Here is a 22,897-nt window from a genome sequence, read left to right as displayed (position 1 = left end):
CTGCCGGATTCAAGTACGTGAGGTTCTCGCGTCACCGACGAGCGAGCGTTCGTCCGGCAGCAAATCGGGCGACCAGCCGGCACGGCGAGCCACCACGGTGGCCAGGGTGGCGACACCGGCTCCGATCAGGGCCATGCCACCGACGCTCCAGCCCAGCATGCGCAGGCCGCTCACCGCACTGGTCACCACCACATCGCCGAACCGCCATACGGCAGTCTCGACGAAGTTCTTGCCCTTGTAGCGCGTCTCGCGCGGCACCCGCGTGTATAGAGCATCCGTGGCCGGCTTGGTCATGCCGTATGCGAAGCCGCGCGTCACGATCATCATCAAGGCCAGCAACGGCACGCTCGCACCGAACAGGATCAGGCTGCTGCTTGCGCCGACTGCTACTACCGCCACCAGCAGCGCCACATTCACCAACGATGGCACCACGAGTCCCCAGCCGGCACCGTGTCGGACCAACAGCCAGCGCGTCACACTCAGCTGCAACACCGCGCCAAGCAGGTTGGTGGCCAGGTCAAGGTCGTTGTAGAACTGCGTGCGGGCCACCTCGCCGGTGAAGTGCGCCTTGGCATAATCGGCCACCAGCGCGTAGGCCAGCGTGCCGATGCCGTCGCCGAACAGCATCAGCAAGGCCATGTAGCGCAGGAACGGACGCGACCACAGCTCCTTGACGCCGGCCCACAACGAACCGCCGATCGCCTCGCCGCCGCGACTGCCGGGTTGCCGATCGTGTTGCGTGGACAATCGCAGCAGCAATACCATCGCCGCGCTCAATGCGAGTGCCGAAACGAGCAGCAGCGGAGCCACCCCGATCAGCTGCACCAGGAATTTGGTCACCAATGGGCCGAAGATGGCTCCGGCCATGCCGCCCAGCGCGATCAGCGAAAATGCCTTGCGCGCCTCGCCGCTGGAAAAGATGTCGGCCATGAAGCTCCAGAACAGCGACACCACGAACAGGTTGAACACGCTGACCCACACGAAGAACACCACCCCCAAGGCGCGCGCACCGATGCGGTCCTGCGCGAGAAAGGCCGGCACGAAGACCAGCAGACACAGGATGAAAAAGCTGTAGCTCCAGCCCACCAGCCGGCGACGCGGGACGCGCGCCACCAGCATGCCGAAGACCGGCGTCAGCAGAAGCATCACCACGAATACCGCGCCGTAGAAAAGCGGCAGCGACTGCGAGCCCACCGCACCACCGAGCTGGTTCATCACCGGCCGCACGATGTAGTACGAGGTCATCACGAAGAAAAACGCCAGCGCGGACAACCACGGCGCGCTGGCTTGTTCCTCGACGGCGGGACGGGGCGGACTCAAGGGTGCATCCAGTGGGAAACGCAAAAAGACTAACATGCCGGCATCGCTCGGCCGCACCGGGGAATCCTGCTTGGACAACTACGACTATGTGATCGTCGGTGCCGGCTCCGCCGGCTGCGTGCTGGCCAACCGGCTCAGCGCGAATCCGGCCACCCGTGTATTGCTACTCGAAGCAGGCCCGAGCGACTGGAATCCGCTGATCCACATGCCGGCGGGCCTGGCGCAGCTGGCCAGGAAGCGCACGATGAACTGGTGCTATGAAACCGAGCCGGAGCCGGCGCTGGACCGACGCCGCCTGTGGTGGCCGCGCGGCAAGACGCTGGGCGGCTCCAGCTCGATCAATGCGATGTGCTACGTGCGCGGCGTGCCGGCCGACTACGACAGCTGGGCCGACGCCAGCGGCGATCCACGCTGGTCGTGGCAACAGGTCTTGCCATGGTTCCTGCACAGCGAGGACAACAGCCGCGGCGCCAGCGCCATGCACGGCGTCAGCGGCCCGCTCGGCGTCTCCGACCTGCGCTATCACAACCCGCTCTCGGACGACTTCATCGAGGCGGCGACCAGCGCCGGCCATGCACGCAACGACGACTTCAACGGCGCGCAGCAGGCCGGCTTCGGCCTGTATCAGGTGACCCAGCGCGGCGGGGCGCGGTGTTCGACCGCGGCCGGCTTTCTGAAGCCGGTGCGCGATCGCGGCAACCTGACCGTGCGCACAGGCTCGCTGGTCGAGCGGGTATGGCTCGAACACGGGCGCGCGGTGGGCGTGCAGTTGCGCCGGGGACGGCATGGCAGCGAGCGCATCGAGGCGGGCGAAGTGCTGGTCTGCGGCGGCGCCATCAACTCGCCCCAATTGCTGATGCTCTCGGGCCTGGGCCCGGCCGACCACCTGCGCGAACACGGAATCGCGGTCGTGGCAGACCTGCCCGATGTCGGCGGCGAGCTGCAGGATCACCTGGACATCTGCACCGTGGTGGGCAGTCGCCGGAAACACCTCACCTACGATCATCTCAACCAACTCGGCACGGCGATCCGCTGGTGGCGTCATCGTGACGGACCGGGCACCTCGAATATCGCCGAGTCCGGCGGTTTCGTGCGCAGCGCGTTGGCCGACGACGAACGTTGCGACATCCAGTTCCATTTCGTGCCGGCGCAGCTGGACGACCATGGCCGCCACCGCCTGCCCGGCGACGGCTACACCGTGCATGCGTGCCATCTGCATCCGCGCAGCCGCGGGCGCCTGCGCCTGCGTTCGGCCGACCCGGCGCAGCCCGTGGCGATCCACGCCAACTACCTCGGCGATGCCGAAGGCCATGACCTCAAGCGGATGATCGAAGCGGCGCGGCTGTCGCGCGAGATCCTCGCCCAGGGAGCGTTCGATCATTGCCGGGGTGTCCCCGTGTTTCCCGAGCGCGAGCTGGATACCGACGCCGAATACATCGAGTTCATCCGGCGCAAGGCGGAAACGGTCTATCACCCGGTCGGCTCGTGCCGCATGGGCCGTGACGATCGCGCGGTGGTCGACAGCGAACTGCGCGTGCGCGGTGTCGAGGGACTACGCGTGGTCGATGCCTCGATCATGCCGTGCCTGCCCACCGGCAACACCAACGCACCGACGATCATGATTGCCGAGCGGGTCAGCGCATTGATCCTGGCTGGCAAGCCGTAGGAGCCCGCTCGCGGGCGATGCTCTTGCTCTGATGCACGATAGAAGATAGAGCAACCGCATCGCCCGCGAACGGGCTCCTACGCGGAGACTGCCGGCACCGGGCAATGCAGGCTGGCGCAAATCACCCGCAGCAGTTCGGCCTCCTCCACGCTGACCATGCCGTCGGCCTGGATGGCACGCAGCAGGCTCTGGATCACCAGTTCCTTCGCCACCGGGCTCAACCCGTCAAGATCGTCCAGCGCGCGCTCGAACGAGGCCTGCCACGCCGACGGCGGTGGCGACCACTCGATCGCCTCCCCCGGGAATGCCTGCTGCATCGCGAGCAGCCAAGCGCGCCGGGCGCTCGCCTCGTCCGAACAACCCGCCGACGCCACCACGGTGCATACCAGGATCATGCTGTCCCGACATGCGGGAAGTTTCTTGAGGCCATCGACCGGCGCGCGACGGGGCTGGCGCGCCTCCTGCAACTGGATACGCAGCAACCGCGCCAGGCAATACTCGTTGAGATCGACCCGGCCATCCACCTTGACCAGACCATCGAGCGCACCCAGCAGGGTTTGCTGACGTCCATCCGGCAGTTGTTTCAGCGCGGGAAAGGCGAGCGCGACCAGCGGCAGGCGCGCGATCGGCGGCAGGGTCGCCAACTCGACGGTCTGCGCCTGCACGGCCCGCTGCACATCATCGCCGAACGCGTCGGCGACGATGCGCCGCTGTGCCGGCTGCAGTTCCGCTTCCAGCGACAGCGCCAATGCCAGCATCACGCAGAGTGCCGATTCGGGCTGCTGCACGGCAGCCGTCAACGTGGCCGGGATCGCCTGCTGCACTGCCGCGGCGTGCTGGAAGGCCGGCGAACCCGCGCTGTTGCCGACAGCTGCCGCCCCGGCCAGCACGGCGGGCAACACCGGTGGCAGCCGCACGCCAGGCACTCCCAACTGACTGGTCGGCGGGGTCGGGGATGGGGCCGCAGGTGACGTCTCGGCAGCACGCTGCATCGACGCGGCCAACTGGACCAGATCCTGTTCGCGGAAGCCCGGCTCCAGCGCCTGGATTCGCTGCAGCAACGGCGGATGGGTCGCGAACAGCGCGCTGTAACTGCCGGCTTCGCCGAACAGCATGTGCGCCACTTCCTGCTTGTTGGCAGCCTGCAATTGCGAGCCTTCGCTGAGGATGGCGATCTTCTTCAGCGCGCCGGCGATGCCGTCGGTCTGGCGGGTGAACTGCACCGCCGAGGCGTCGGCCAGCGATTCGCGCGAGCGCGCCACCGCCGCCTGGATCAGACGTCCGAAGAAATAGCCGATGTAACCGACCACGATCAGCGCCAGTCCGATCATCCAGACCTGGCCACCGCCGCCGTCGCGGCGGCTGCTGCGGCCGCCGCCGAACCAGATCACCCGGCGCCCCACGATCGCCAGCACCAGGATGCCGAACAGCAGGCCCATCAGGCGGATGTTGAGCCGCATGTCGCCGTTGAGCACGTGGCTGAACTCATGCGCGATCACGCCCTGCAGTTCGTCCCGACTGAGGTTGTCGAGACAGCCCTGGGTCACGCATACCGCCGCGTCCGACGCCGAGTAGCCCGCGGCGAACGCATTGATGCCGGGTTCGTCGGCCATCAGGTAGATGTCCGGCACCGGCACGCCGGCGGCGATCGCCACCTCCTCGATCACGTTGCGCAACTGGCGCAGGGCCGGGTCGGAAGTATCCGGCGGCACCGGGACCGCACCGACGCTCTCGGCCACGCTCTTGCCGCCGCCGGACAGGCTCATGATGCGAAACAGCGAACTGAACCCGATCCCGGCCAGCACGATCAGGCTGCTGGCGAACAGTAATGGCAGGTTCGACGCCACCGGTTCCCCATCGACCGGACGGTGCCCCATCGTCAGCCACACGACCGCGTCGATCGTCGCCACGATCGCGACCACCGCCAGCACGAACAGCGCAACCAGCCGCCGACTGCTGCCGCGCACGCGCGCCTGTTGGGCAAAGAAATCCATGCGGGCTCCGGCGACCGATCATCGGCATTGCGGCCGCGGCCGCAATGCCGCGCAGTCAGCTGAAGGAGACCTTCGGCACGTCGCGCACGGCCGGATCCTCGATCTTGAGGGGCTCCGCGGAAACGAAACCGAAGCTGTTGGCCACGAACGAAGCCGGGAAGACCTCGCGCTTGTTGTTGTAGGTCAACACCGAGTCGTTATAGGCCTGCCGCGCAAATGCCACGCGATTCTCGGTCGAGGTCAGCTCCTCGGAGAGCTGCATCATGGTCTGGTTGGCCTTCAGATCGGGATAAGCTTCCTGCAGCGCGAACAGATGGCCCAGCGTCTGGGTCAAGGCGTTTTCGCTGGCACCGAGCTGCTGCATCGCGGCCGGATCGCCCGGGTTGGCCTTGGCGCCGGCCAGTCCGCTGACCGCCGCGTTGCGCGCCTGCACCACGGCCTCGAGGGTGCCGCGTTCATGCGCGAGGTAACCCTTGGCCGTCTCGACCAGATTCGGGATCAGGTCGTGCCGTCGGGTCAGTTGCACGTCGATCTGCGCAAAAGCGTTTCTGTAGCTGTTGCGTGACGTGACCAGTCCGTTGTAGATCGCCACGAAGTACAAGACAATCAGAACGACGATAACCAGAAAGATGATCAGACCCATCGCCACGCTCTCCACCCAAAGGCGTATCCCCACGCCGGAATGTCGCCAGAATACCATGCCGTTTCGCAAGATTTTCCTGCTGTCCGCAGGCGTGCTCGGCCTTGCCTGCACGTCCGTCTGCGCCAGCCCCCCAACAGCCACGAGTCCGCCATCGGCCGTCGTTTCCGTGACGACGCCGCTGCCTGCAGCTCGCATCGAGAAGACCCTCGCCGACTACAAACGATGGTTGGACCTCGTTGAGCAGCGCGACGCGGTGGCTGGCCTGGCCACCGCCGTGGTGATCGACGACAAGGTGGTTTTCGAAGGAACCATCGGCTATGCCGATGCCGCCACCAAGGAACCGGTGACTCCAACCACGGTGTTCCGGCTGGCGTCGCTGTCCAAGGCATTTGCCACGGCCCTCGCCGGCCTGCTGGTGGACGACGGCAGGCTGAGCTGGGACACCAGGCTGATCGACGTGCTGCCCTATTTCAAGCTCAAGGACATGCAGGCGTCCGATCAGGCCACGGTCAGCGATATCCTGGGCCAGAAGCTCGGCCTGCCACGCAACACCTACGACAAGATGCTGGAGGGAGACATCCCGTACCAGGAGCTGGTGCGAAAGCTCGACGAAGTCGACATGACCTGCGGCGTTGGCCAATGCTACGGCTATCAGAATGTCGCCTTCAGCATGATCGGCGACGTGGTGCTCGCGCGCACCGGCGACTTCTTCTACCACCAGGTCGACAAGCGCCTGTTCTATCCGCTGGGCATGAGCACGGCCAGCTACGGCCGCGCCGCGCTGGAGTCGAGCGAGAGTTGGGCGCACCCACATCATGCGTCGAGACATGGCTGGGTGCCGTTCGAACCGAGCGAAGCCTATTACCGGGTCGCTCCCGCTGCCGGGGTGAACGCCAGCCTGCGCGACATGGAAAACTGGCTGATCGCGCAGATGGGCGGCCGTCAGGACGTGCTGCCGACCTCGCTGCTTGACGTCCTGCACGCCCCCGGCATCGTCACGCCCAGTGAATTGCGCGCCACGCCATGGCGCCGCGCACGTCTGACCGACGCACACTACGCCCTGGGCTGGCGGGTCTACGAATACGCCGGCGAAACGCTGGTCTACCACGCCGGCGCCGTGGCGGGTTATCGCACCATGATCGGCTTCTTTCCGAAGTACCACGCCGGAGTAGTGACCCTGTGGAATTCCAGCGGGCCAACGCCAAGCGGATTGATGCCGATGGTCTTCGATGACCTGCTCGGCCTGCCGCATGTGGACTGGGCACGGATCGAAAGCGATGCAAAGAAGGCGGCGGCGCCGCGCCGGAAACAGCGCAAGACCCGCTCGAAACGGCACCCCTGAGATCAGGAAATACCGCTGTGCGCCTCGATGCAAAGAAAGACGGCGCATGGAATCCATGCGCCGTCGGGACATCGCGAATTGCCAGCTATCAGAGCTTGAACTCGATCCGCTGCTGCCTTGTACTGGCGACGGCCACGCCATCCTTCATCGCCGGAGTGAATTGATAGCGTTCCACCGCATCCATCGCGGCCCGATCAAAGACCCGGCGAGGTTGTGAATCGACCACCTTGATGTCGCTGGTTCGACCGTCCGCATCGACCTTGAACGACAGTATCACCCAGCCCTGCTGGTGCGAACGCACCGCCGACGACGGATAACTCGGTGCCGCCGCCTTGGTCAGCACCGCCTCGGTGGTCGGTCCGGTGGTCGCGGCGGCGGTGTTGTCGGGCGCAGCGTTGGCCGGCTCGGCCGGATTGGCTGCTGCCGGTTTGTGGGTCTGGGTTGCGGCGGCTTCCTGCGTCGCCTTCTGCTTCGCGGTGACCTGCTCCTGCAGTGCCAACTGGTCCGCGGCGGCCTTCTCGGTGACAGCTTTCTGTGCCGCCAGTGCCGCGGCCTTCTGGTCGTCCAGCGCCTTCTGCTGCTGTTGGTCCAGCGTCTTGCGCTGGGCGTCCAGCTTGGAGCGGAGGATGGTCAGCGTGAAGTTGGTCGGATCGGCCTTGGCCAGCAGGTCGATCTCGCGCTGGGCTTCGCCGAAGTCGCGCGAGTTGATCGCCTGCTCCGCCTGGTTGGCCGCAAACGGAAATGTCTCGCGCAAGGCATCGGAGGCCACCTTGTTGCCGGGGTCCTTCTCCAGCACCCGCAGGTAGAACTCGAACGCGTTGTTGCCGGCCGGTGCCAGATAACGCTGCGAGCCCATCGCGGACCGCGCCTCGCTGACCAGCTGGTTGACGTCCATGCCCGCCACGTTGACGGGCGGCGCAACTGCTCGCGTCGCGGTGGTGACCGGGGTGGACGGATGGCCACCGGAGTCGGCCATGAGCAGTTCCTGGTGCGGCTTGATGATGAGGAACCATGCGCCCAGGGCAAGCAGGACGAACACGGCAATGATGGCGATGAAGGTGGGCTTGATCGCCCCACGCGCACGCCGACGCGTATCTAGTAAGAATCGGGTATCCATGGTCTCTCGCTGAGTGTCGACAGATACCCGCGCTTTTTCCCCCTGTAGGAGCGGCGCACCCCCCGGATGCACCGCGGCGCGGATGTGCGAAAGGTAACTCCATTGGCGCATCACGGCAATGGCGGGCCACGCGGGCGCTCGCGACGAAGCGCCGGCAGAATCCGTGACGAGTCGGGTGGAGCCGCTCGAGAACGGCTTTTGCGTCCCCGGAAACGAAGCGTCCCGGCCAGGCCGGGACGAATTTTTCGAAGTGCTCTCCCCGCGCTGGGCACCGCGGGGAGAGAAGTCGATAACGTATCTTATTGGTGGTAACGCATGTTGCCTGTTGCTTACTTCTTGGCCTTGGTCTTGGCCTTCGCGGTCTTGGTGGCCTTCACCACCTTGGCCGCTGCGGCTTTCTTCGCCGGCTTCTTGGCGACTTTCTTCACGGCAGCTTTCTTGGCAGCAGCCGGCTTCTTGGCGGCAGCTTTCTTTGCCGCCGGCTTCTTGGCGACTTTCTTCACGGCGGCCTTCTTCGCCGCCGGCTTCCTGGCGGCGGGCTTCTTGGCAGCGGATTTCTTGGCAGCAGCCTTCTTGGCGGCCGGTTTCTTTGCAGCGGATTTCTTGGCAGTGGCCATAGTTCGTCTCAGCTCCTCATCAGTTGGCAGTGGTTGCCCAGTAAAAGCATGCAGGAACGCTTCAACCAGCAAATCGCTGTTCGTAGCGTGCCGAAGATTGTTCACCTGGCGGTGGGTGCGCAGATCGGAAAGACGTCGCAGAACATGAAGTGGAATCGAGACGGTGATCTTGCGAACTGCATTGGCTTTCTCACCGTGCTCGACATAGGGTTTGATGAATTTTGCTGTCGCCATAAAACGCATTCCCCGTGATCTGCTGCGAAAGCTATCCCCGAAGATTTCGGCTGTCAATTGATTTCAACAATCAAATTCGACCGCCCCGATCACCCCCAACCGGTCGGAGCCCAGCAGCCACGCGACTCCGGGCTCCATAAGGGAGCTTATGCATGGACGTCTATACGTCTACAACCATTTCATCGCCTTGATCGAAATTCGCACAAAACACCTTGAAAACCGCGCTTTTGTCGAAGCCATTGTCGAAATGTGTTCCTGATACCTATTTGAACAGGCTTCAAGCGCAGCCGCGATTTTTGATGGCCGCGCGGGTGCTTCGGCAAATGAACGGGACACGACCGGGAGGAATTGAGCCGACCCCCGACCGGCGTCGGATATCCGGGATATCGGGAGTGATGCGCCACTCGAACAGGACCCGGACCATTCCGGCGCAGCGACCGGACAGCCCACGAAGGCGATGGTGAAAACCGGTCTGGCGATCATCGATCGATGTGCGAAAACCATCATTTCGATTCGCGGAAACGCCGCGACGATCGGTGCAGCACGCGCGGATTTCGTCAGGCGATCGCACCCACGCATCGAACGCCGGCAGGCCGGAAATGCAACCGGCCGCTCACGGCGGCCGGCTGCATTTCCCCACGGAGAATGATTCAGTGATCGTCGCTTTCGATCAACTCTTCGTAGTCTTTGGCATCAAGCAGTTCGTCGAGCTCGGCGCGATCGCTGGGGCGTACAAGGTAGATCCAGCCAGCGCCGAAGGCATCCTCGTTGATCGTCTCGGGCTTGTCGTTGAGCAGCTCGTTGACCTCGACGATCTCGCCGGAGACCGGTGCGTAGATGTCCGAGGCGGCCTTGACCGACTCCACCACGGCGACGCCGTTGCCGGCCTGGATGGCCGCGCCGATCTCGGGCAGCTCGACATAGACCAGGTCGCCGAGCTGGCCCTGTGCGTGGTCGGATATGCCCACCCGAACCAGGCCATCGTCTTCGACGCGGGCCCATTCGTGGGACTTGAGGAATTTCAGATCGCCGGGAATCTCGCTCATGATCGGGTCCAGTCGTTGGGGTGGGTCTTGGGTACAGGCGCAGATTCTAGCCGCATCCGCCGTGAGGGAAAGCGCAAGATGCCGGCTCAGATCCCGTCGCAGGCCTTGCCGTCGCGCACGAACGGATACTTCACCTGACGCACCGGGACTTCGCGGCCACGAATGTCGACGCGCAGGTCGCCCGCCTCGCCGGCGGGAATGCGCGCGAAGGCGATCGCCTTGTCGAGGGTGGGAGCAAAGCTGCCGGAGAGGATCTCGCCCTCGCCGTTCGCCGCCAGCACTTTCTGGCCGTGGCGCAGCACGCCCTTGCCGTCCAGCACCAGGCCGACCATCACCCGTGGCACGCCGGCGGCCTTCTGCTGTTCGAGTGCGGCGCGGCCGATGAAGGCGCGCCCCTCGTCCAGCGACACCGTCCAGCCTAGATTGGCTTCCCACGGCGTCACGCTCTCATCCATGTCCTGGCCGTAGAGATTCATGCCGGCTTCCAGCCGCAAGGTGTCGCGTGCCCCCAGCCCGGCCGGTGCCACGCCGGCGGCATGCAGCGCTTCCCACAGGGCGACGGCATGCTCCTGCGGCACGATGATCTCGAAGCCGTCCTCGCCGGTATAGCCGGTGCGGGCCACGAACAGCGGCATGCCATGCGGACCCTGTGCGGCCGCCGCGGCAAATTTGCCCAGTTTCTCGATGCGGGGGCGATCCACCTCGCGCAGCAGGTCGAGCACCTTCGCCCGCGCGTGCGGCCCCTGCACCGCGATCATCGCGAACTCGGGGCGCTCCTTCACCTGCACCTCGAACGGGGCGGCCTGTTTCTCGATCCAGGCCAGGTCCTTGGCGCGGGTGCCGGCATTGACCACCAGCCGAAAGTGTTCCTCGCCGAGGAAATACACGATCAGGTCGTCGATCACGCCACCGCGCTCGTTCAGCATGCACGAATACAGCGCCTTGCCGTGCACCTTGAGCTTGTCGACATTGTTGGCCAGCAGGTGCCGCAGGAAGTCTCGCGCCCGCGCGCCATGCAGGTCGACCACGGTCATGTGCGAGACATCGAACATGCCGACATCGCGACGCACCGCGTGATGCTCCTCGATCTGCGAACCGTAGTTGATCGGCATGTCCCAACCACCGAAATCGACCATCCGCGCGCCAAGCGCGCGGTGGGTGGCGTTGAGTACGGTCTTTTCGGTCATCGCGGCGGCGCCTGGCAGGGTGAGCGCCCATTATCGCCGCCGGCCAGCGGCAATCCAAGCCACGCCGCAACAACCCGCTCAGTCGCCGGCGCCATCCTGCTCGATGCTGGCCAGCAGTTGCGCGGTGAGCTGTTCGGCCAGCTGCTCGGCGCGATGGCCGCCGCTGAGCAGGTGGATATCCGGCGCCTCGGGCCGTTCATAAGGCGCGTCGATACCGGTGAAGTTGCGGATCTCGCCCGCCCGCGCCTTGCGATACAGGCCCTTGGGATCGCGCCGCTCGCATTCCTCCAGCGGGGCGTCGACGAAAACCTCCAGGAACTCGCCCGCATCGAACAGCTCGCGTGCCGAACGCCGCTCGCTGCGGTAGGGCGAAATGGCGCTGACCAGCACGATCAGCCCCGCGTCGACCATCAGGTGCGCCACCTCGGCGATGCGGCGGATGTTCTCGACGCGATCCTCGGGCGTGAAGCCGAGATCCTTGTTGATGCCGTGGCGCACGTTGTCGCCATCGAGCAGGTAGGTGTGGAAGCCGAGCGCATGCAGCTTGCGTTCGACCAGGTTGGCGATGGTCGACTTGCCCGCGCCGGACAGGCCGGTGAACCACAGGCACAACGGTCGCTGGCCCTTGCTGCCGCCACGCACGCGCTTGTCGATGTCGACATGCTGCCAGTGCACGTTGCTGGATCGGCCCAGCGCGAAGTCGAGCATGCCGCAGGCCACCGTGGCATTGCTCTGGCGATCGATCAGGATGAATCCGCCCAGGCTGCGGTTGGCCGCATAGGCCTCGAACGCGATCGCATCGTCCAGGCCCATCGTGCAGTAGCCCACCTCGTTGAGTTCGAGATGGCGGGCCGCCAGCTTGGCCTGGTTGTTGACGTCCACCTTGTGCTTGATCGACATCACCCGCGCGTTCACGGTGCGGGTGCCGATCTTCAGGCGGTAGGTGCGGTTGGGCAGCAGCGCGTTGTCGCCCATCCACAGCAGGTGGCAGGTGAACTGGTCGGCCACCGGCGCCGGGCGCAGGGCGTCGGCGACCACGTCGCCGCGGCTGGCATCGAGCTCGCGGTCGAAGCAGAGGGTCACCGCCTGCCCTTCGCTGGCGCGCTCCAGATCGCCGTCGAACGTGACGATGCGCTCGATGCGCGCGCGCTGCACGCCCGGTTGCACCACGATCTCGTCGCCGCGGGCCACGCTGCCGCCGCAGATGGTGCCGGCGTAGCCGCGGAACGATTGATCCGGGCGGTTCACCCATTGCACCGGCATGCGGAAGTCGGCGGCGCGGAAGCGCGCCACATCCGCCGTCTCCAGGGCGTCGAGCAGGCTGCCGCCGTCGTGCCAGGGCATGTTCGACGAGCGACTGCCCACGTTGTCGCCGGTCAGTGCCGACACCGGCAGGCACTGCACGTGATGGATGCCCAGGGTTTGTGCGAGCTCGCGGTATTGCGTGGCAATCGCTGCATAGGTGCCCTGGTCATAGCCGACCAGGTCCATCTTGTTGACCGCCAGCACCACGTGACGGATGCCGAGCAAACCACAGATATAGGTATGCCGGCGCGTCTGCGGCAGCAGGCCCTTGCGCGCATCGACCAGCACCACGGCCAGCTCCGCGTTGGAGGCGCCGGTGGCCATGTTGCGGGTGTACTGCTCGTGGCCCGGGCAATCGGCCACGATGAAGCTGCGCCGCGCGGTATGGAAATAGCGGTAGGCCACGTCGATGGTGATGCCCTGCTCGCGTTCCGCATCCAGGCCATCGGTGAGCAGGGCGAAGTCGAGCACGTCCTCGCCGGCATCGGCGTGCTGGCGGCGACTCTCGCGTGCCAGCGTCGCCAGCTGGTCGTCGGACAGCATGCCGGCGTCGTACAGCAGGCGCCCGAGCAGGGTGCTCTTGCCGTCGTCCACGCTTCCGCAGGTGATGAAGCGCAGCAGCCCCTTGTCCTGCGCAGCGGGCGCGTCCTGTGTCTGCGCGCCCATCAGAAGTACCCCTCCTGCTTCTTGCGTTCCATCGATGCCGTGGGGTCCTGGTCGATCACCCGCCCCTGGCGCTCGGAGGTACGCGAGGCGGCCATCTCGTCGATCACCTTCTGCAAGGTATCGGCCGTGGACTCCACCGCACCGGTCAGCGGATAGCAGCCCAGCGTACGGAAGCGCACTTCGCGCATCCGGATGGTTTCGCCCTCGCGCAGGGTGAAACGATCGTCGTCGACCATGATCAGGGCGCCGTCGCGCTCCACCACCGGACGCGGCTTGGCGAAATACAGCGGCACCACCGGGATGTTCTCGCGCTGGATGTACAGCCACACGTCCATCTCGGTCCAGTTGGACAGCGGGAACACGCGCACGCTCTCGCCCTTGCGGATGAAGGTGTTGTAGTTGTGCCACAGCTCGGGGCGCTGGCTCTTCGGATCCCAGCGGTGCTGCGCATTGCGGAACGAGAAGATGCGCTCCTTCGCACGCGATTTCTCCTCGTCGCGGCGCGCGCCGCCGATCGCGGCGTCGAAGCCGTGCTGGTCCAGCGCCTGCTTCAGCGCCTGGGTCTTCATCACGTCGGTGTGCATGGTGGCGCCGTGGGTCAGCGGCGAGATGCCCTGGCGCACGCCGTCCTGGTTGATGTGCACCAGCACCTCCACATCGCCCGCCGCCGCGACCTGGTCGCGAAACGCGATCATCTCGCGGAACTTCCAGGTGGTGTCGACGTGCAGCATCGGCATCGCCGGTTTCGCCGGATGGAACGCCTTGCGCAGCAGGTGCAACAGCACCGACGAGTCCTTGCCGATCGAATACAGCATCACCGGATGGCGAAAGGCCGCCTGCACCTCGCGAAAGATGTGGATGCTCTCGGCCTCGAGGTCGTCGAGATGGGAATGCAGCTTGAGGGCGGTGGCCGTCATGACGTGGCGAACTCGGTGGCTGTTACGTGGGGAACGGCATCGACAACGGATCTGGCGGCGTCCCGAAGACGTGGATTATAGGCCGCATCGGACCTCCCCACCGAATGGACGTCCAAACGACTTTTCATATCGACATGCCTGCGCACCATACCTTGCACGACGGACACGGGGCCGGCGGCAGCTCAACGCCGCCACGACGTCATTCCAGCACCGGGTAGGTCGGCTCGACGTCCAGCGTCGACGCACATGCCGCGGCCAGTTCCAGCAGACGCAGATCCGACCCGCGTGGACCGACCAGTTGCAGCCCCACCGGCAGTCCGCTGGACAGGTGGCCCATCGGCAGGCTCACCGCCGGACACCCTGCCAGGCTGGCGAAACTGGTGAGGTCGGCGACCGAATCCGGCACCGGGCCATCCAGCGCAAACGCGGCTTGCGGCGTGGTCGGCAGCACCAGCACGTCGACCTGGGAAAACAGTCGGCGCATCTTCAGAGTGGCTGCATCGAGCACGCGGTCGGCCATCGCGTAGTCGGCGGCGCCCTTGCCGGCGGCATAGCCCAGCATGCGGCGGAAGCGATCCGACACCGGGTGCTGCGAGGTGTCGGCAAGATCGTCGGCAAACGTGCCCAGCATTTCCGCTTCCATCAGGAGCAGGCCAGCGCGGCGAGTACGCGCGAAATCCCAGTCGGTGAAGTCGACCGTGCGACGGTCGCCCAGCGCATGCGGCAATCGGGCCATGGCGCGCTCGAATACCTCGATCACCTCGGCCTCCACGCCGACCGCCGCCAGGTCCGGCAACAGGCCCGCACGCAGGTGGCCCGGGTCCCAGTCCGGCAGCGCGAACGCCACCCGGCGCCGGCGCGAGCGGGCATCGTCGGCGTCGTAGCCGGCCAGCACCTGCAGCAGCACGGTCAGGTCTTCGACGCTGCGCGCGAGCAGACCCACCGCATCCAGTCGCCGCGCCGCCGGCACCAGACCGCGCGCGGAAATCTCGCCATGCGTGGGCTTCAATGCATACACACCGCAATAGCTGGCCGGGATGCGGATCGAACCCAGGCTGTCAGAGCCGACCGCCGCCACGGCCAGGCCAGCCGCCACCGCGGCCGCCGCGCCGCCGGAGGATCCACCGGCGCTGTAGCCATGTCGATGCGGATTGTGGGTCGCGCCGAAATGCGGATTGTCCGTCGCCGCCCCCAGCGCCCCTTCGTCCATGTTGGTCTTGCCGATCACCACCGCACCCGACGCGCGCAGGCGCGCCACCACGTGCGCATCGTTCTCCGCCGGCTTGCGTCGCCCGGGCAGGCCGGCCCGGGTCGGCCACCCGGCCATGTCGAAATTGTCCTTGAGCGCCAGCGGGATGCCGTCCAGCCGCCCGATCACGCCGTCGCGGCGACGCCGGTCGGCCATGTGCGCCTGTTCCTGCATCAGGCCGGAGCGCTGGTCGACATAGCAGTTGAGCTGCGGATCGAGCCGCTCGATCGCCTCCTGGTAAACGTCGGCCAATGCCTCCGGCTGCACCCTGCCTGCCGCCAGCCAGTGCAGCAGCTGGCACAGCGAGGCGCGGCGCAGGTCGATATCGGCGATCGGCGGCATCGAATTCATGAAATCTCCTTGCAAATCGGCTTCGATTATCGCCGCGCCACCGGCAACGATTGCAAGCCGTGACGCAGCACGCGTTGCCCCGCGCGGCGCGAACCCGGACAATGCGGCAGGGTATCGTGCGTCGATTACGCGCCGAGCATGCCGTTCACCGTACCACCCGAGGAAGGCCGCCATGAGCGAACGCGAAACCATGGAATACGATGTCGTCGTGGTCGGCGCCGGCCCATCCGGCCTGTCGTTCGCGATCCGCCTGAAGCAGCTCAAGCCGGACGTCAGCGTGTGCGTCATCGAGAAGGCCTCGACGATCGGCGCACAGATCCTGTCCGGTGCGGTGATCGAACCGCAACCGCTGGACGCCCTGCTGCCGGGCTGGCGCGACGCGCCACCGCCGATCTGCGTGCCCGCGGGCGAGGATGAATTCTGGCTGCTCAACAAGACCGGCGGGCGCAAGCTGCCGGTGCCGCCAGGGATGAAGAACCACGGCAATTTCATCGTCTCGCTGGGCGCGATGTGCGCCTGGATGGCGCCGCAGGCCGAAGCGCTGGGCGTGGACGTGTTCCCCGGCTTCGCCGCCGCCGACACCATCCACAACGAGGATGGCTCGGTCGCCGGCGTGCGCATCGGCGACATGGGCGTGGCGAAGGACGGCTCGCACAAACCCGGCTATACCGAAGGCATCGACATCAAGGCGAAGGTCACCGTGCTCGCCGAAGGCGCGCGCGGCAGCCTGACCAAGCAATTGGTCAAACGCTTCAAGCTCGATGCCGACTGCGATCCGCAGGGCTATTCGATCGGCATCAAGGAACTGTGGCAACTGCCGCCCGGCCGGGTCACGCCGGGCCGGATCGTGCACAGCTTCGGCTGGCCAGCCGATACGCATACTTATGGCGGCAGCTTCATGTACCACCTGGATGGCGATCGCATCGCGCTCGGCTATATCAGCGGGCTCGACTACAGCGATCCCGACTACAAGCCGTGGGAGGCCTTCCAGCAATGGAAGAACCATCCGATGGTCAAGCCGCTGCTGGAGGACGGCACGATCCTCTCGGCCGGTGCACGCGCGATCGTCACCGGCGGCTACCAGTCGTTGCCGAAGTGCGAGATGCCCGGTGCGCTGCTGATCGGCGACACCGCCGGCCTGCTCAACGTGCCCAAGGTCAAGGGCACCCACCAGGCGATCAAGAGCGGCATGCTTGCCGCCGAGCACCTGACGGCGAATGCGCTGGACCCGGCCGGCTTCGATGCGAAGCTGCGCGGCTCGGACGTGATGGCCGAGCTGAAGAAGGTGCGCAACATCAAGCCCGCCTTCAAGAAGGGACTGTGGTTCGGCCTGTTCAACGCCGCCTGGGAAACCGTCACGGCCGGCCTGTCGCCATGGACGCTGAAGAACAAGGCCGACTGGTCGAGTCTGCACAAGCTGAGCGAATGCGAGGAACCGAAGCGCGACTACGTGCAGCGCACGCTGCCGCCGCGCGACCGCCTCGCCGGCGTCTACTTCGCCGCCACCGAACACGACGAGGACCAGCCGATCCATCTGCACGTGGCCGACACCAGCATCTGCATCGACCAGTGCACCACCGAATACGGCAACCCGTGCACCCGCTTCTGCCCCGCCAACGTCTACGAGATCGTCGACGATGGCGCCGGCAAACGCCTGCAGATCAATGCCGCCAACTGCGTGCACTGCAAGACCTGCGACATCAAGGACCCGTACGAGATCATCACCTGGGTCACGCCCGAGGGTGGCTCCGGGCCGAATTACCAGAACCTGTAGGACATCACCCTCGCCGGGTTGTTCGGACAACGGTCCCGGCAATTTGCGATCGGACGTTGCGGTACATCACGTCGTTTATGCGCCACGGACCCGGTCCACAGTCTGCTCGGCCATCAACCGGCCACGCGGCCTCCGCTGACGCGATCGCGTCGCTCGATATCCTGCACCGTGAATATCTGCATGTAGCCGGCGTGCAGCAGCAAGGCACGCACCGCCGCGCCCTGGTTCCAGCCGTGCTCGAGCAGCAGCCAGCCGGAAGGATCGAGGTGACGGCGTGCACCGTCGACGATGCGACGGATATCGTCCAGACCGTCGCTGCCGGAAGCCAGTGCGGAGGCCGGCTCGAAGCGCAGGTCCCCGCGCGCCAGATGCGGGTCGGCCGCTTCGATATACGGCGGGTTGGAGGCGATCAGCTCGAAGCGCTTTCCGGCCAGCGGCAGCAGCCAGTCGCCGTGCACGAAATCGACGTTGCCGATCGCATGACGCTGCGCATTGCGCTTGGCGACTTCGAGTGCCGCGATGCTGGCGTCGGTGGCGACCACCTGCGCACGCGGCCGCTCGCGCGCGATGGCCAGCGCGATCGCGCCGCTGCCCGTGCCCAGATCGGCCACCCTGCCGCTGAAGTCGGGTGGCAGGCGTTGCAGCACCAGTTCGACCAGCAGTTCGGTCTCCGGGCGCGGGATCAGCGTGGCCGGGGTCACCTCCAGCTCCAGCGTCCAGAAGCCACGGCGACCGGTGATATAGGCAACCGGTTCGCCCGCCTCGCGACGATCCAGCAAGGCGTCGTAGGCCGACTCGGCATCCACGTCCAGCGTGTCGTCCGCATGCGTGAACAGCCAGCTGCGCGGCTTGTGCAGCACGTGCAGCAGCAACAGCTCGGCATCGGCGCGCTCACCGAGCCGTCGCGTCGCCGCCGCCAGCGCATCACGCACATCAGACATCGGCGCCCGACCCGTTTGCCGAGGGCGGCAGCTGCGGCGGCGCCACGCCCACCTTCGGCTGACGCTTGCGCCAGTAGCCGCCGTGCGTCCAGGCATCGAAGGCCCAGCGCAGCCAGCCGATCAGGGCATTCGCCAGCCACAGCGCCCACGCCAGCATGGCGACCTTGTACACCCACAGCGGCAGGCTCAGCACGCCGGCCGACGGCAGCGCGCCGCTGCTGCGGTCGGAGAACCAGCGGAGGGTGCCAGCACTCGATCCGTTGCCTGCCACATGCATGTCCGGCAGCCCGAGCAAACCCTGCGGGATGGCGCCGATCAGCACACCCAGCGCCAGCACGGTCAACGCCACCAGTCCCAGCTGCAGCAGGTCGAAACGCACGCCTGGCATCTGCTCGGGCGCACGCATGCGCGCACGCAGGCCCAGCGCGATCAACCACATCACCACCAGCGCATACGCCGTCCATGCAAACGCGGAGAACCCCAGCCCGAGCAGCAACCAGTGACGCAAACGCAGCGGCGTGGGTGCGTACCGCGCCAGCAGCCACGCGGCGAACAGCAGTACCAGCAGTTGCGACCAGTACAGCACGGCCGGGCCGTCGGTCGGCCCCCAGGTCCACAGCACCCAGCGATCCTGTGGCAGGTGCACGGCGAGGTCGATGTTCGCCACCGGTGCATGCAGGTCCAGCGCTGGCGTGCGCACGCGCGCGGCCACGCCCTGCGGCTCGCGCAGATGCAGGGCGTAGTCGTGTTCGCCGGGCAGCAACGGCAGGCTGATCCTGCCATCGCGTATGGCCAGGTTGATCGCCTGGTTGTCGCGCTTGGCATCGAGCAACTCGCTGCCGGGCGGCACGTCGATGGCATGCTCGCCGCCGCGTGTGCTGCGTGCATGCACGTTCAGCTGCAGATCGCCGGCGCGCTCGCCGATGCCGCTGTCCAGCCGCACGCTGTCGATGGCCAGGCTGTCGCCGGCAATCGCCACCGGCCGCGTGATCGCCAGCTGCAGCTTTTCGCCCGGCAACGGATCGAAACGCAAACCGTCATCGCTGGCGCTTGTCGGTACACCGGTGGCATCGACATGCCACATCGGTGCGGCGCCCACTTCCCACACCTCGGCACGTTCGTTCAAGGGCGGCGCCTGCAAGATGATCTGCGCGGAACGATCGAGCTGGCTGCTCCATGTGACCACCGATTCACCGGCCTTGAAGGTGACGTTGATCCGGCCGTCCTTGACCAGCACGCCCTCGCCCTTCGGATGCTCGCCCGGCAGCAAGGGCAGGCTGATGCTGAATCCCCCGGTCTGCGGCGCGATGCGCTCGACCCGGTTCAGCACGATCCAGTCCAGCCCGAAACCGATGCTGCGGGTGAGGCGCACATACGGCGGAAAACTCTGCACGGTCGGCAACTGTTTCCCGTCGGCCGCCGTCTGCACGCGGCGCAGGGTCACGCTGTCGCCGAGCAGCCGATCGCCATCGACACCTTCGAGCGACCAGCCCGAACCGCTGAAGTCGATGCGTTGAGGCGGCAAGGCGAAATGAAGTGCCGCGCTTTCCACGGCGTCCAGGCGGTAATGCAGGCTGACCCGGTGCACGCCGCGATCGACGCGCAGCAAAAGTCGATCGTCGCTGCGCAGCAGTGCGGGGCTGGCCTGGCCATCGAGGCTGACGTCGATCAGTGGCATCGCCTCGTCGGGCGCCGGCAAGGGCAAGGCGACCGCGGCGCCGGCATGCGTTTCCAGCTCCACGTCGAGCACCGCACCGCTGACCCGCAGTTGCGCCTGCGCCACCTCGGCGCATTGCGGCGCACATTTCGGTGCCTCGGTGAGGCGGTTGCGCAGCTGGTTGAGCATCTGCGCGTCGGGCAGCGCCTGGGCACGTACGCCCGCAGGCATCAGGGCGATCGCCAGCAAGGCAGCCCCGACCACGCCGGCACCACGCGTGGGCATCCAGCGCCCGCGCAGCGGCCGCACCAGATTCATCGCCAGCCGGCCCAGCACGATCACCAGCAGACCGACCATCAACACCCGCATCATTCGCACCAGCCAGACCGGCGCGATCACCAGTCGGGTCGTCTGCTGCGGTGTCACCGGCCCGGACCAGCCGAGTCGATAGTTGTTGCCCTCGTTCCAATGCGGCTTGCCGGCACCGGCCTGGATCACGGCGCGATTGTCCTGATCTTCGCCGACCAGCTGACTGACCGAGATGGTGGAACCGGTAACCACCACGCTCTGCAAGACGCCAGCGCCCGTGGAAACGGCATTGGCGCTCATCTCCTGTATGGGAGCCGGCGGCGAGGGTGGCGGCGGCGGTGCCGGCATGCCTGCCCGGGCCTTGTCCATGTCCTGCCCTGGCGGCACGAAGGCCACGGAAACAGCACGCGCCGTCGAACCCTGCTCCAGTTGCGGATGCAACGCGTACTGCAATTGCGCGGCGGTGAACGGCAGCGCCCACAGCGCTGCCAGGGCGAACAGTGCCAGCGCGCCACCGCGTGCGAACGTGCGCAGGCGACCCTCGGGCAAGGCGCGCAGCAGCAAGGCGAACGCCAGCGCGAGTGCCAGCGTCCACAGTGGCGCCATCGCCTCGTGCTGGGCCAGCGCCAGATAGCCGGCCGCCAGCAGTGCCCACGGCCAGCCCAGCAGCCGTCCGGCCAGCAGCGCGATCAGCGCCACCACGAACAGGTCGAGCAGGCTCCATTGCGCTGCCCAGGTATCGTTCGAACGATCCGCGCCGATCGCCCCCAGCAGGCGATAACCGTGCGGCAGGTGCACGGTGGCCTCGATGCCGTCCAGCGGCAGTTGCCAGCCGGAACTGGCCACCGCACCGGCATGTGCCGGCAGTCGCAGGCCGGCGGAGACATCGATGCGGCGGTCACGCAGCTCGACCCCCGCCTGACCCTTGGCATCCCGGGTGACCAGCAGCGGATCGCCGTTTTCCGAGGCGCGCTGCAACTGCCACGGTGCGCCAACATCGAGCCGCTGGTGATGGCGCAGCTCGCCGCTCAGCTGATCGGAAACACTGAAGCTGCGACCGTCGAAGTCCAGCCACATCTCCCGCCGCAGATGCAGCGCGTCGCCCTGGCCGCCCTCGTTGCCGCGATTGCCCTGCTCCACGCGCAGTCCGCTACGGTCGTCCAGCACATAGGCCGGCAAGCTGGCCCAGTCGTCCGGCACCCCGGCCTGCGCGGCGTCGACGGCGTTGCCTTCGATGCGCGTGCCACGCAGCGCGTTGTCGTCGGCATAGCTCCACACTTCCTGCTTCGGCCACGGCGCGGGCGGCAAACTCACGCCGACCTTCTGCAGCGGCGCGACGCTGCGCGCCAGCAGGGTGAGCGTCCAGCGGCCCGGGCACAGTTGCACGCGCAAATGGCCATCGTTCTCCAGCCGCGCCGGCAGATCGCCGCTCAGCGCGGTCGCCACGAAACCCTTCGGCAAGGCAGGACCCAGCAGCTGTTCGCGTGCGCTGCCGGTGACATTGAACTGAAGCTGCGTCTCCAGCGTGGCCGGCAGGCCATCGCCCAGGCGACGATAGACACGCAGCGAGAGTGCATCCGCCGCGCGTTGCGCGCTGGCGGCCTCGCCCAACGTGAGTTGCTGGCCGTCACGCTCGATCCGCGTGACCGCGACGCCGTCGACACTGAGCTTCACCAGACCGATCGTGTCCGGCACGCGCAGATCGGCGGGACGGGATGTCCACGGCAGCTGGCCGTGAATCTGGTAGTCACCCGCGGCCAGCCACAGCATCGGCGCGTCGTCATGCAGCAGCACCGTGGCCGGCTGCTTGCCCAGGCTCACCTGCTGCGGCCAATGGCGATTGTCGCCCGGCAAGGCCACCCAGCTCGGCGCATCCACATGCACGTCCAGACTGAAGCGGCCGCCGTCCTTGTCCGCATCGAGCACGAGCCGGCCGGGCCAGGCGCAACGGTAGCTGTCCGAACCCGGCGCCTGGTTGGCCAGGAACGGGCAAGCATGCCGCGGCACGTCGTGCAGCACCCAGCCCTGCCAGTCGCGCAGCGGCGGCGGTATGTCCTGCGCCAGCAGCGGCGCGGCCAGCAACAGTCCCAGGCCCAGCAAGGTGCACCATCGACGAAGCATGCCGCTCTCCCCCATGTATGCCGGTCGGCCGGCGCAGTGTAAGTGGAACACGTCAGGCACACGAAGCGGCCTGCATTTTCTGGCGGCTGTAACACGTATCTATCGATGCGCATGCTGCACTCCCCATTCAACGCAGCACGCGGCGGAATGGGGTCAAGGCCCGCACATCACCTTCAGTCGCCCCGCCAGGAGAGCGCATGTTCGCAACCCCGAAGCCCACCTCCGCTCACTCGCCGCCACGATGCAGCGCATGGGCGAGCCGGTCGAAGTGAAAATGTATCCGGACATCGGCCACGCCGCGATCCTGCTGGCCATGTCGCGACCGTTCCGCGGCAAGGCGCCGGTGCTCGATGATGCGGTGACGTTCATCAGGCGCCTGCGAGGAAGGCCCCGGAACAGGATCGGCGATGATCAAGGAAAATATGGCGCGCCAGCCGGACG

The 22,897-nt window shown here is 66.5% G+C and carries 16 protein-coding genes; 3 read left to right on the top strand and 13 right to left on the bottom strand.

From position 1 onward, the window contains the following. Positions 1-9: 9 nt before the first annotated feature. The gene (locus B0E47_RS01175) at positions 10-1,320 is read right to left on the bottom strand and encodes an MFS transporter (protein WP_256363527.1); all 1,311 of its coding nucleotides are present in this window, start codon (positions 1,318-1,320) and stop codon (positions 10-12) included. 70 nt (positions 1,321-1,390) lie between these two features. Here B0E47_RS01175 and B0E47_RS01170 point away from each other — a divergent pair, with 70 nt between their 5' ends. Further along, positions 1,391-2,986: a choline dehydrogenase gene (locus B0E47_RS01170; protein WP_077511727.1), complete on the top strand. Its 1,596-nt coding sequence runs from the start codon at positions 1,391-1,393 to the stop codon at positions 2,984-2,986. Between the two features lie 77 nt (positions 2,987-3,063). On the opposite strand, the gene B0E47_RS01165 is transcribed toward B0E47_RS01170, so the two are convergent. Next, positions 3,064-4,980: a M48 family metallopeptidase gene (locus B0E47_RS01165; RefSeq protein WP_077511652.1), complete on the bottom strand. Its 1,917-nt coding sequence runs from the start codon at positions 4,978-4,980 to the stop codon at positions 3,064-3,066. Positions 4,981-5,035: 55 nt separating this feature from the next. Then, entirely contained in the window at positions 5,036-5,623 is a 588-nt protein-coding gene (locus B0E47_RS01160; RefSeq protein ID WP_077511725.1) for a LemA family protein, read from the bottom strand. A 55-nt stretch (positions 5,624-5,678) separates the two neighbouring features. On the opposite strand from B0E47_RS01160, the gene B0E47_RS01155 reads away from it, so the two are divergent. Then, a complete protein-coding gene (locus B0E47_RS01155) occupies positions 5,679-6,965 on the top strand; it encodes a serine hydrolase domain-containing protein (RefSeq protein ID WP_077511650.1) in 1,287 nt (428 codons plus the stop codon). Between the two features lie 88 nt (positions 6,966-7,053). Here the strand turns inward: B0E47_RS01155 and B0E47_RS01150 are convergent, their stop codons facing one another. From B0E47_RS01150 to B0E47_RS01115, 7 genes are all read right to left on the bottom strand, one after another. Then, on the bottom strand, positions 7,054-8,082 hold the full coding sequence (locus B0E47_RS01150; RefSeq protein WP_077511648.1) for an energy transducer TonB: 1,029 nt from the start codon (positions 8,080-8,082) through the stop codon (positions 7,054-7,056). A gap of 329 nt (positions 8,083-8,411) precedes the next feature. Continuing rightward, positions 8,412-8,933, bottom strand: coding sequence for a met regulon transcriptional regulator MetJ (gene metJ / locus B0E47_RS17320; RefSeq protein ID WP_077511646.1), 522 nt, complete (start codon positions 8,931-8,933; stop codon positions 8,412-8,414). A 650-nt stretch (positions 8,934-9,583) separates the two neighbouring features. Then, positions 9,584-9,979 (bottom strand): glycine cleavage system protein GcvH, encoded by a 396-nt coding sequence (gene gcvH, locus B0E47_RS01135; RefSeq protein WP_077511642.1) that lies wholly within the window; start codon positions 9,977-9,979, stop codon positions 9,584-9,586. 86 nt (positions 9,980-10,065) lie between these two features. After that, positions 10,066-11,166, bottom strand: a complete 1,101-nt coding sequence (gene gcvT / locus B0E47_RS01130) for a glycine cleavage system aminomethyltransferase GcvT (RefSeq protein WP_077511640.1) — start codon at positions 11,164-11,166, stop codon at positions 10,066-10,068. Between the two features lie 78 nt (positions 11,167-11,244). Further along, complete coding sequence (gene cysN / locus B0E47_RS01125; RefSeq protein WP_077511638.1) at positions 11,245-13,137, bottom strand: sulfate adenylyltransferase subunit CysN; 1,893 nt, start codon at positions 13,135-13,137, stop codon at positions 11,245-11,247. Further along, complete coding sequence (gene cysD / locus B0E47_RS01120; RefSeq protein ID WP_077511636.1) at positions 13,137-14,054, bottom strand: sulfate adenylyltransferase subunit CysD; 918 nt, start codon at positions 14,052-14,054, stop codon at positions 13,137-13,139. Before cysD ends, cysN begins: the two co-directional genes overlap by 1 nt. 199 nt (positions 14,055-14,253) lie before the next feature. After that, a complete protein-coding gene (locus B0E47_RS01115) occupies positions 14,254-15,654 on the bottom strand; it encodes an amidase (RefSeq protein ID WP_077511634.1) in 1,401 nt (466 codons plus the stop codon). Between the two features lie 172 nt (positions 15,655-15,826). Here B0E47_RS01115 and B0E47_RS01110 point away from each other — a divergent pair, with 172 nt between their 5' ends. Next, positions 15,827-17,428 carry an electron transfer flavoprotein-ubiquinone oxidoreductase gene (locus B0E47_RS01110; RefSeq protein ID WP_077511632.1) on the top strand — a complete coding sequence of 534 codons (1,602 nt, stop codon included), beginning with the start codon at positions 15,827-15,829 and terminating at the stop codon, positions 17,426-17,428. 113 nt (positions 17,429-17,541) lie between these two features. Here B0E47_RS01110 and prmC read toward each other — a convergent pair whose 3' ends face one another. From prmC to B0E47_RS16960, 3 genes are all read right to left on the bottom strand, one after another. Continuing rightward, the gene (gene prmC, locus B0E47_RS01105) at positions 17,542-18,369 is read right to left on the bottom strand and encodes a peptide chain release factor N(5)-glutamine methyltransferase (protein WP_077511629.1); all 828 of its coding nucleotides are present in this window, start codon (positions 18,367-18,369) and stop codon (positions 17,542-17,544) included. Beyond that, positions 18,362-22,456, bottom strand: a complete 4,095-nt coding sequence (locus B0E47_RS01100) for a hypothetical protein (RefSeq protein WP_077511723.1) — start codon at positions 22,454-22,456, stop codon at positions 18,362-18,364. Before B0E47_RS01100 ends, prmC begins: the two co-directional genes overlap by 8 nt. Before the next feature lie 226 nt (positions 22,457-22,682). Further along, complete coding sequence (locus B0E47_RS16960; protein ID WP_168170986.1) at positions 22,683-22,871, bottom strand: hypothetical protein; 189 nt, start codon at positions 22,869-22,871, stop codon at positions 22,683-22,685. Positions 22,872-22,897: the final 26 nt, after the last annotated feature.

It is taken from the genome of Rhodanobacter sp. B05 (genome assembly GCF_002001085.1).
Taxonomy (GTDB): domain Bacteria; phylum Pseudomonadota; class Gammaproteobacteria; order Xanthomonadales; family Rhodanobacteraceae; genus Rhodanobacter.
Note: the sequence above shows the minus strand (reverse complement) of the source record. Positions and strands in the feature narration are given on the sequence as shown.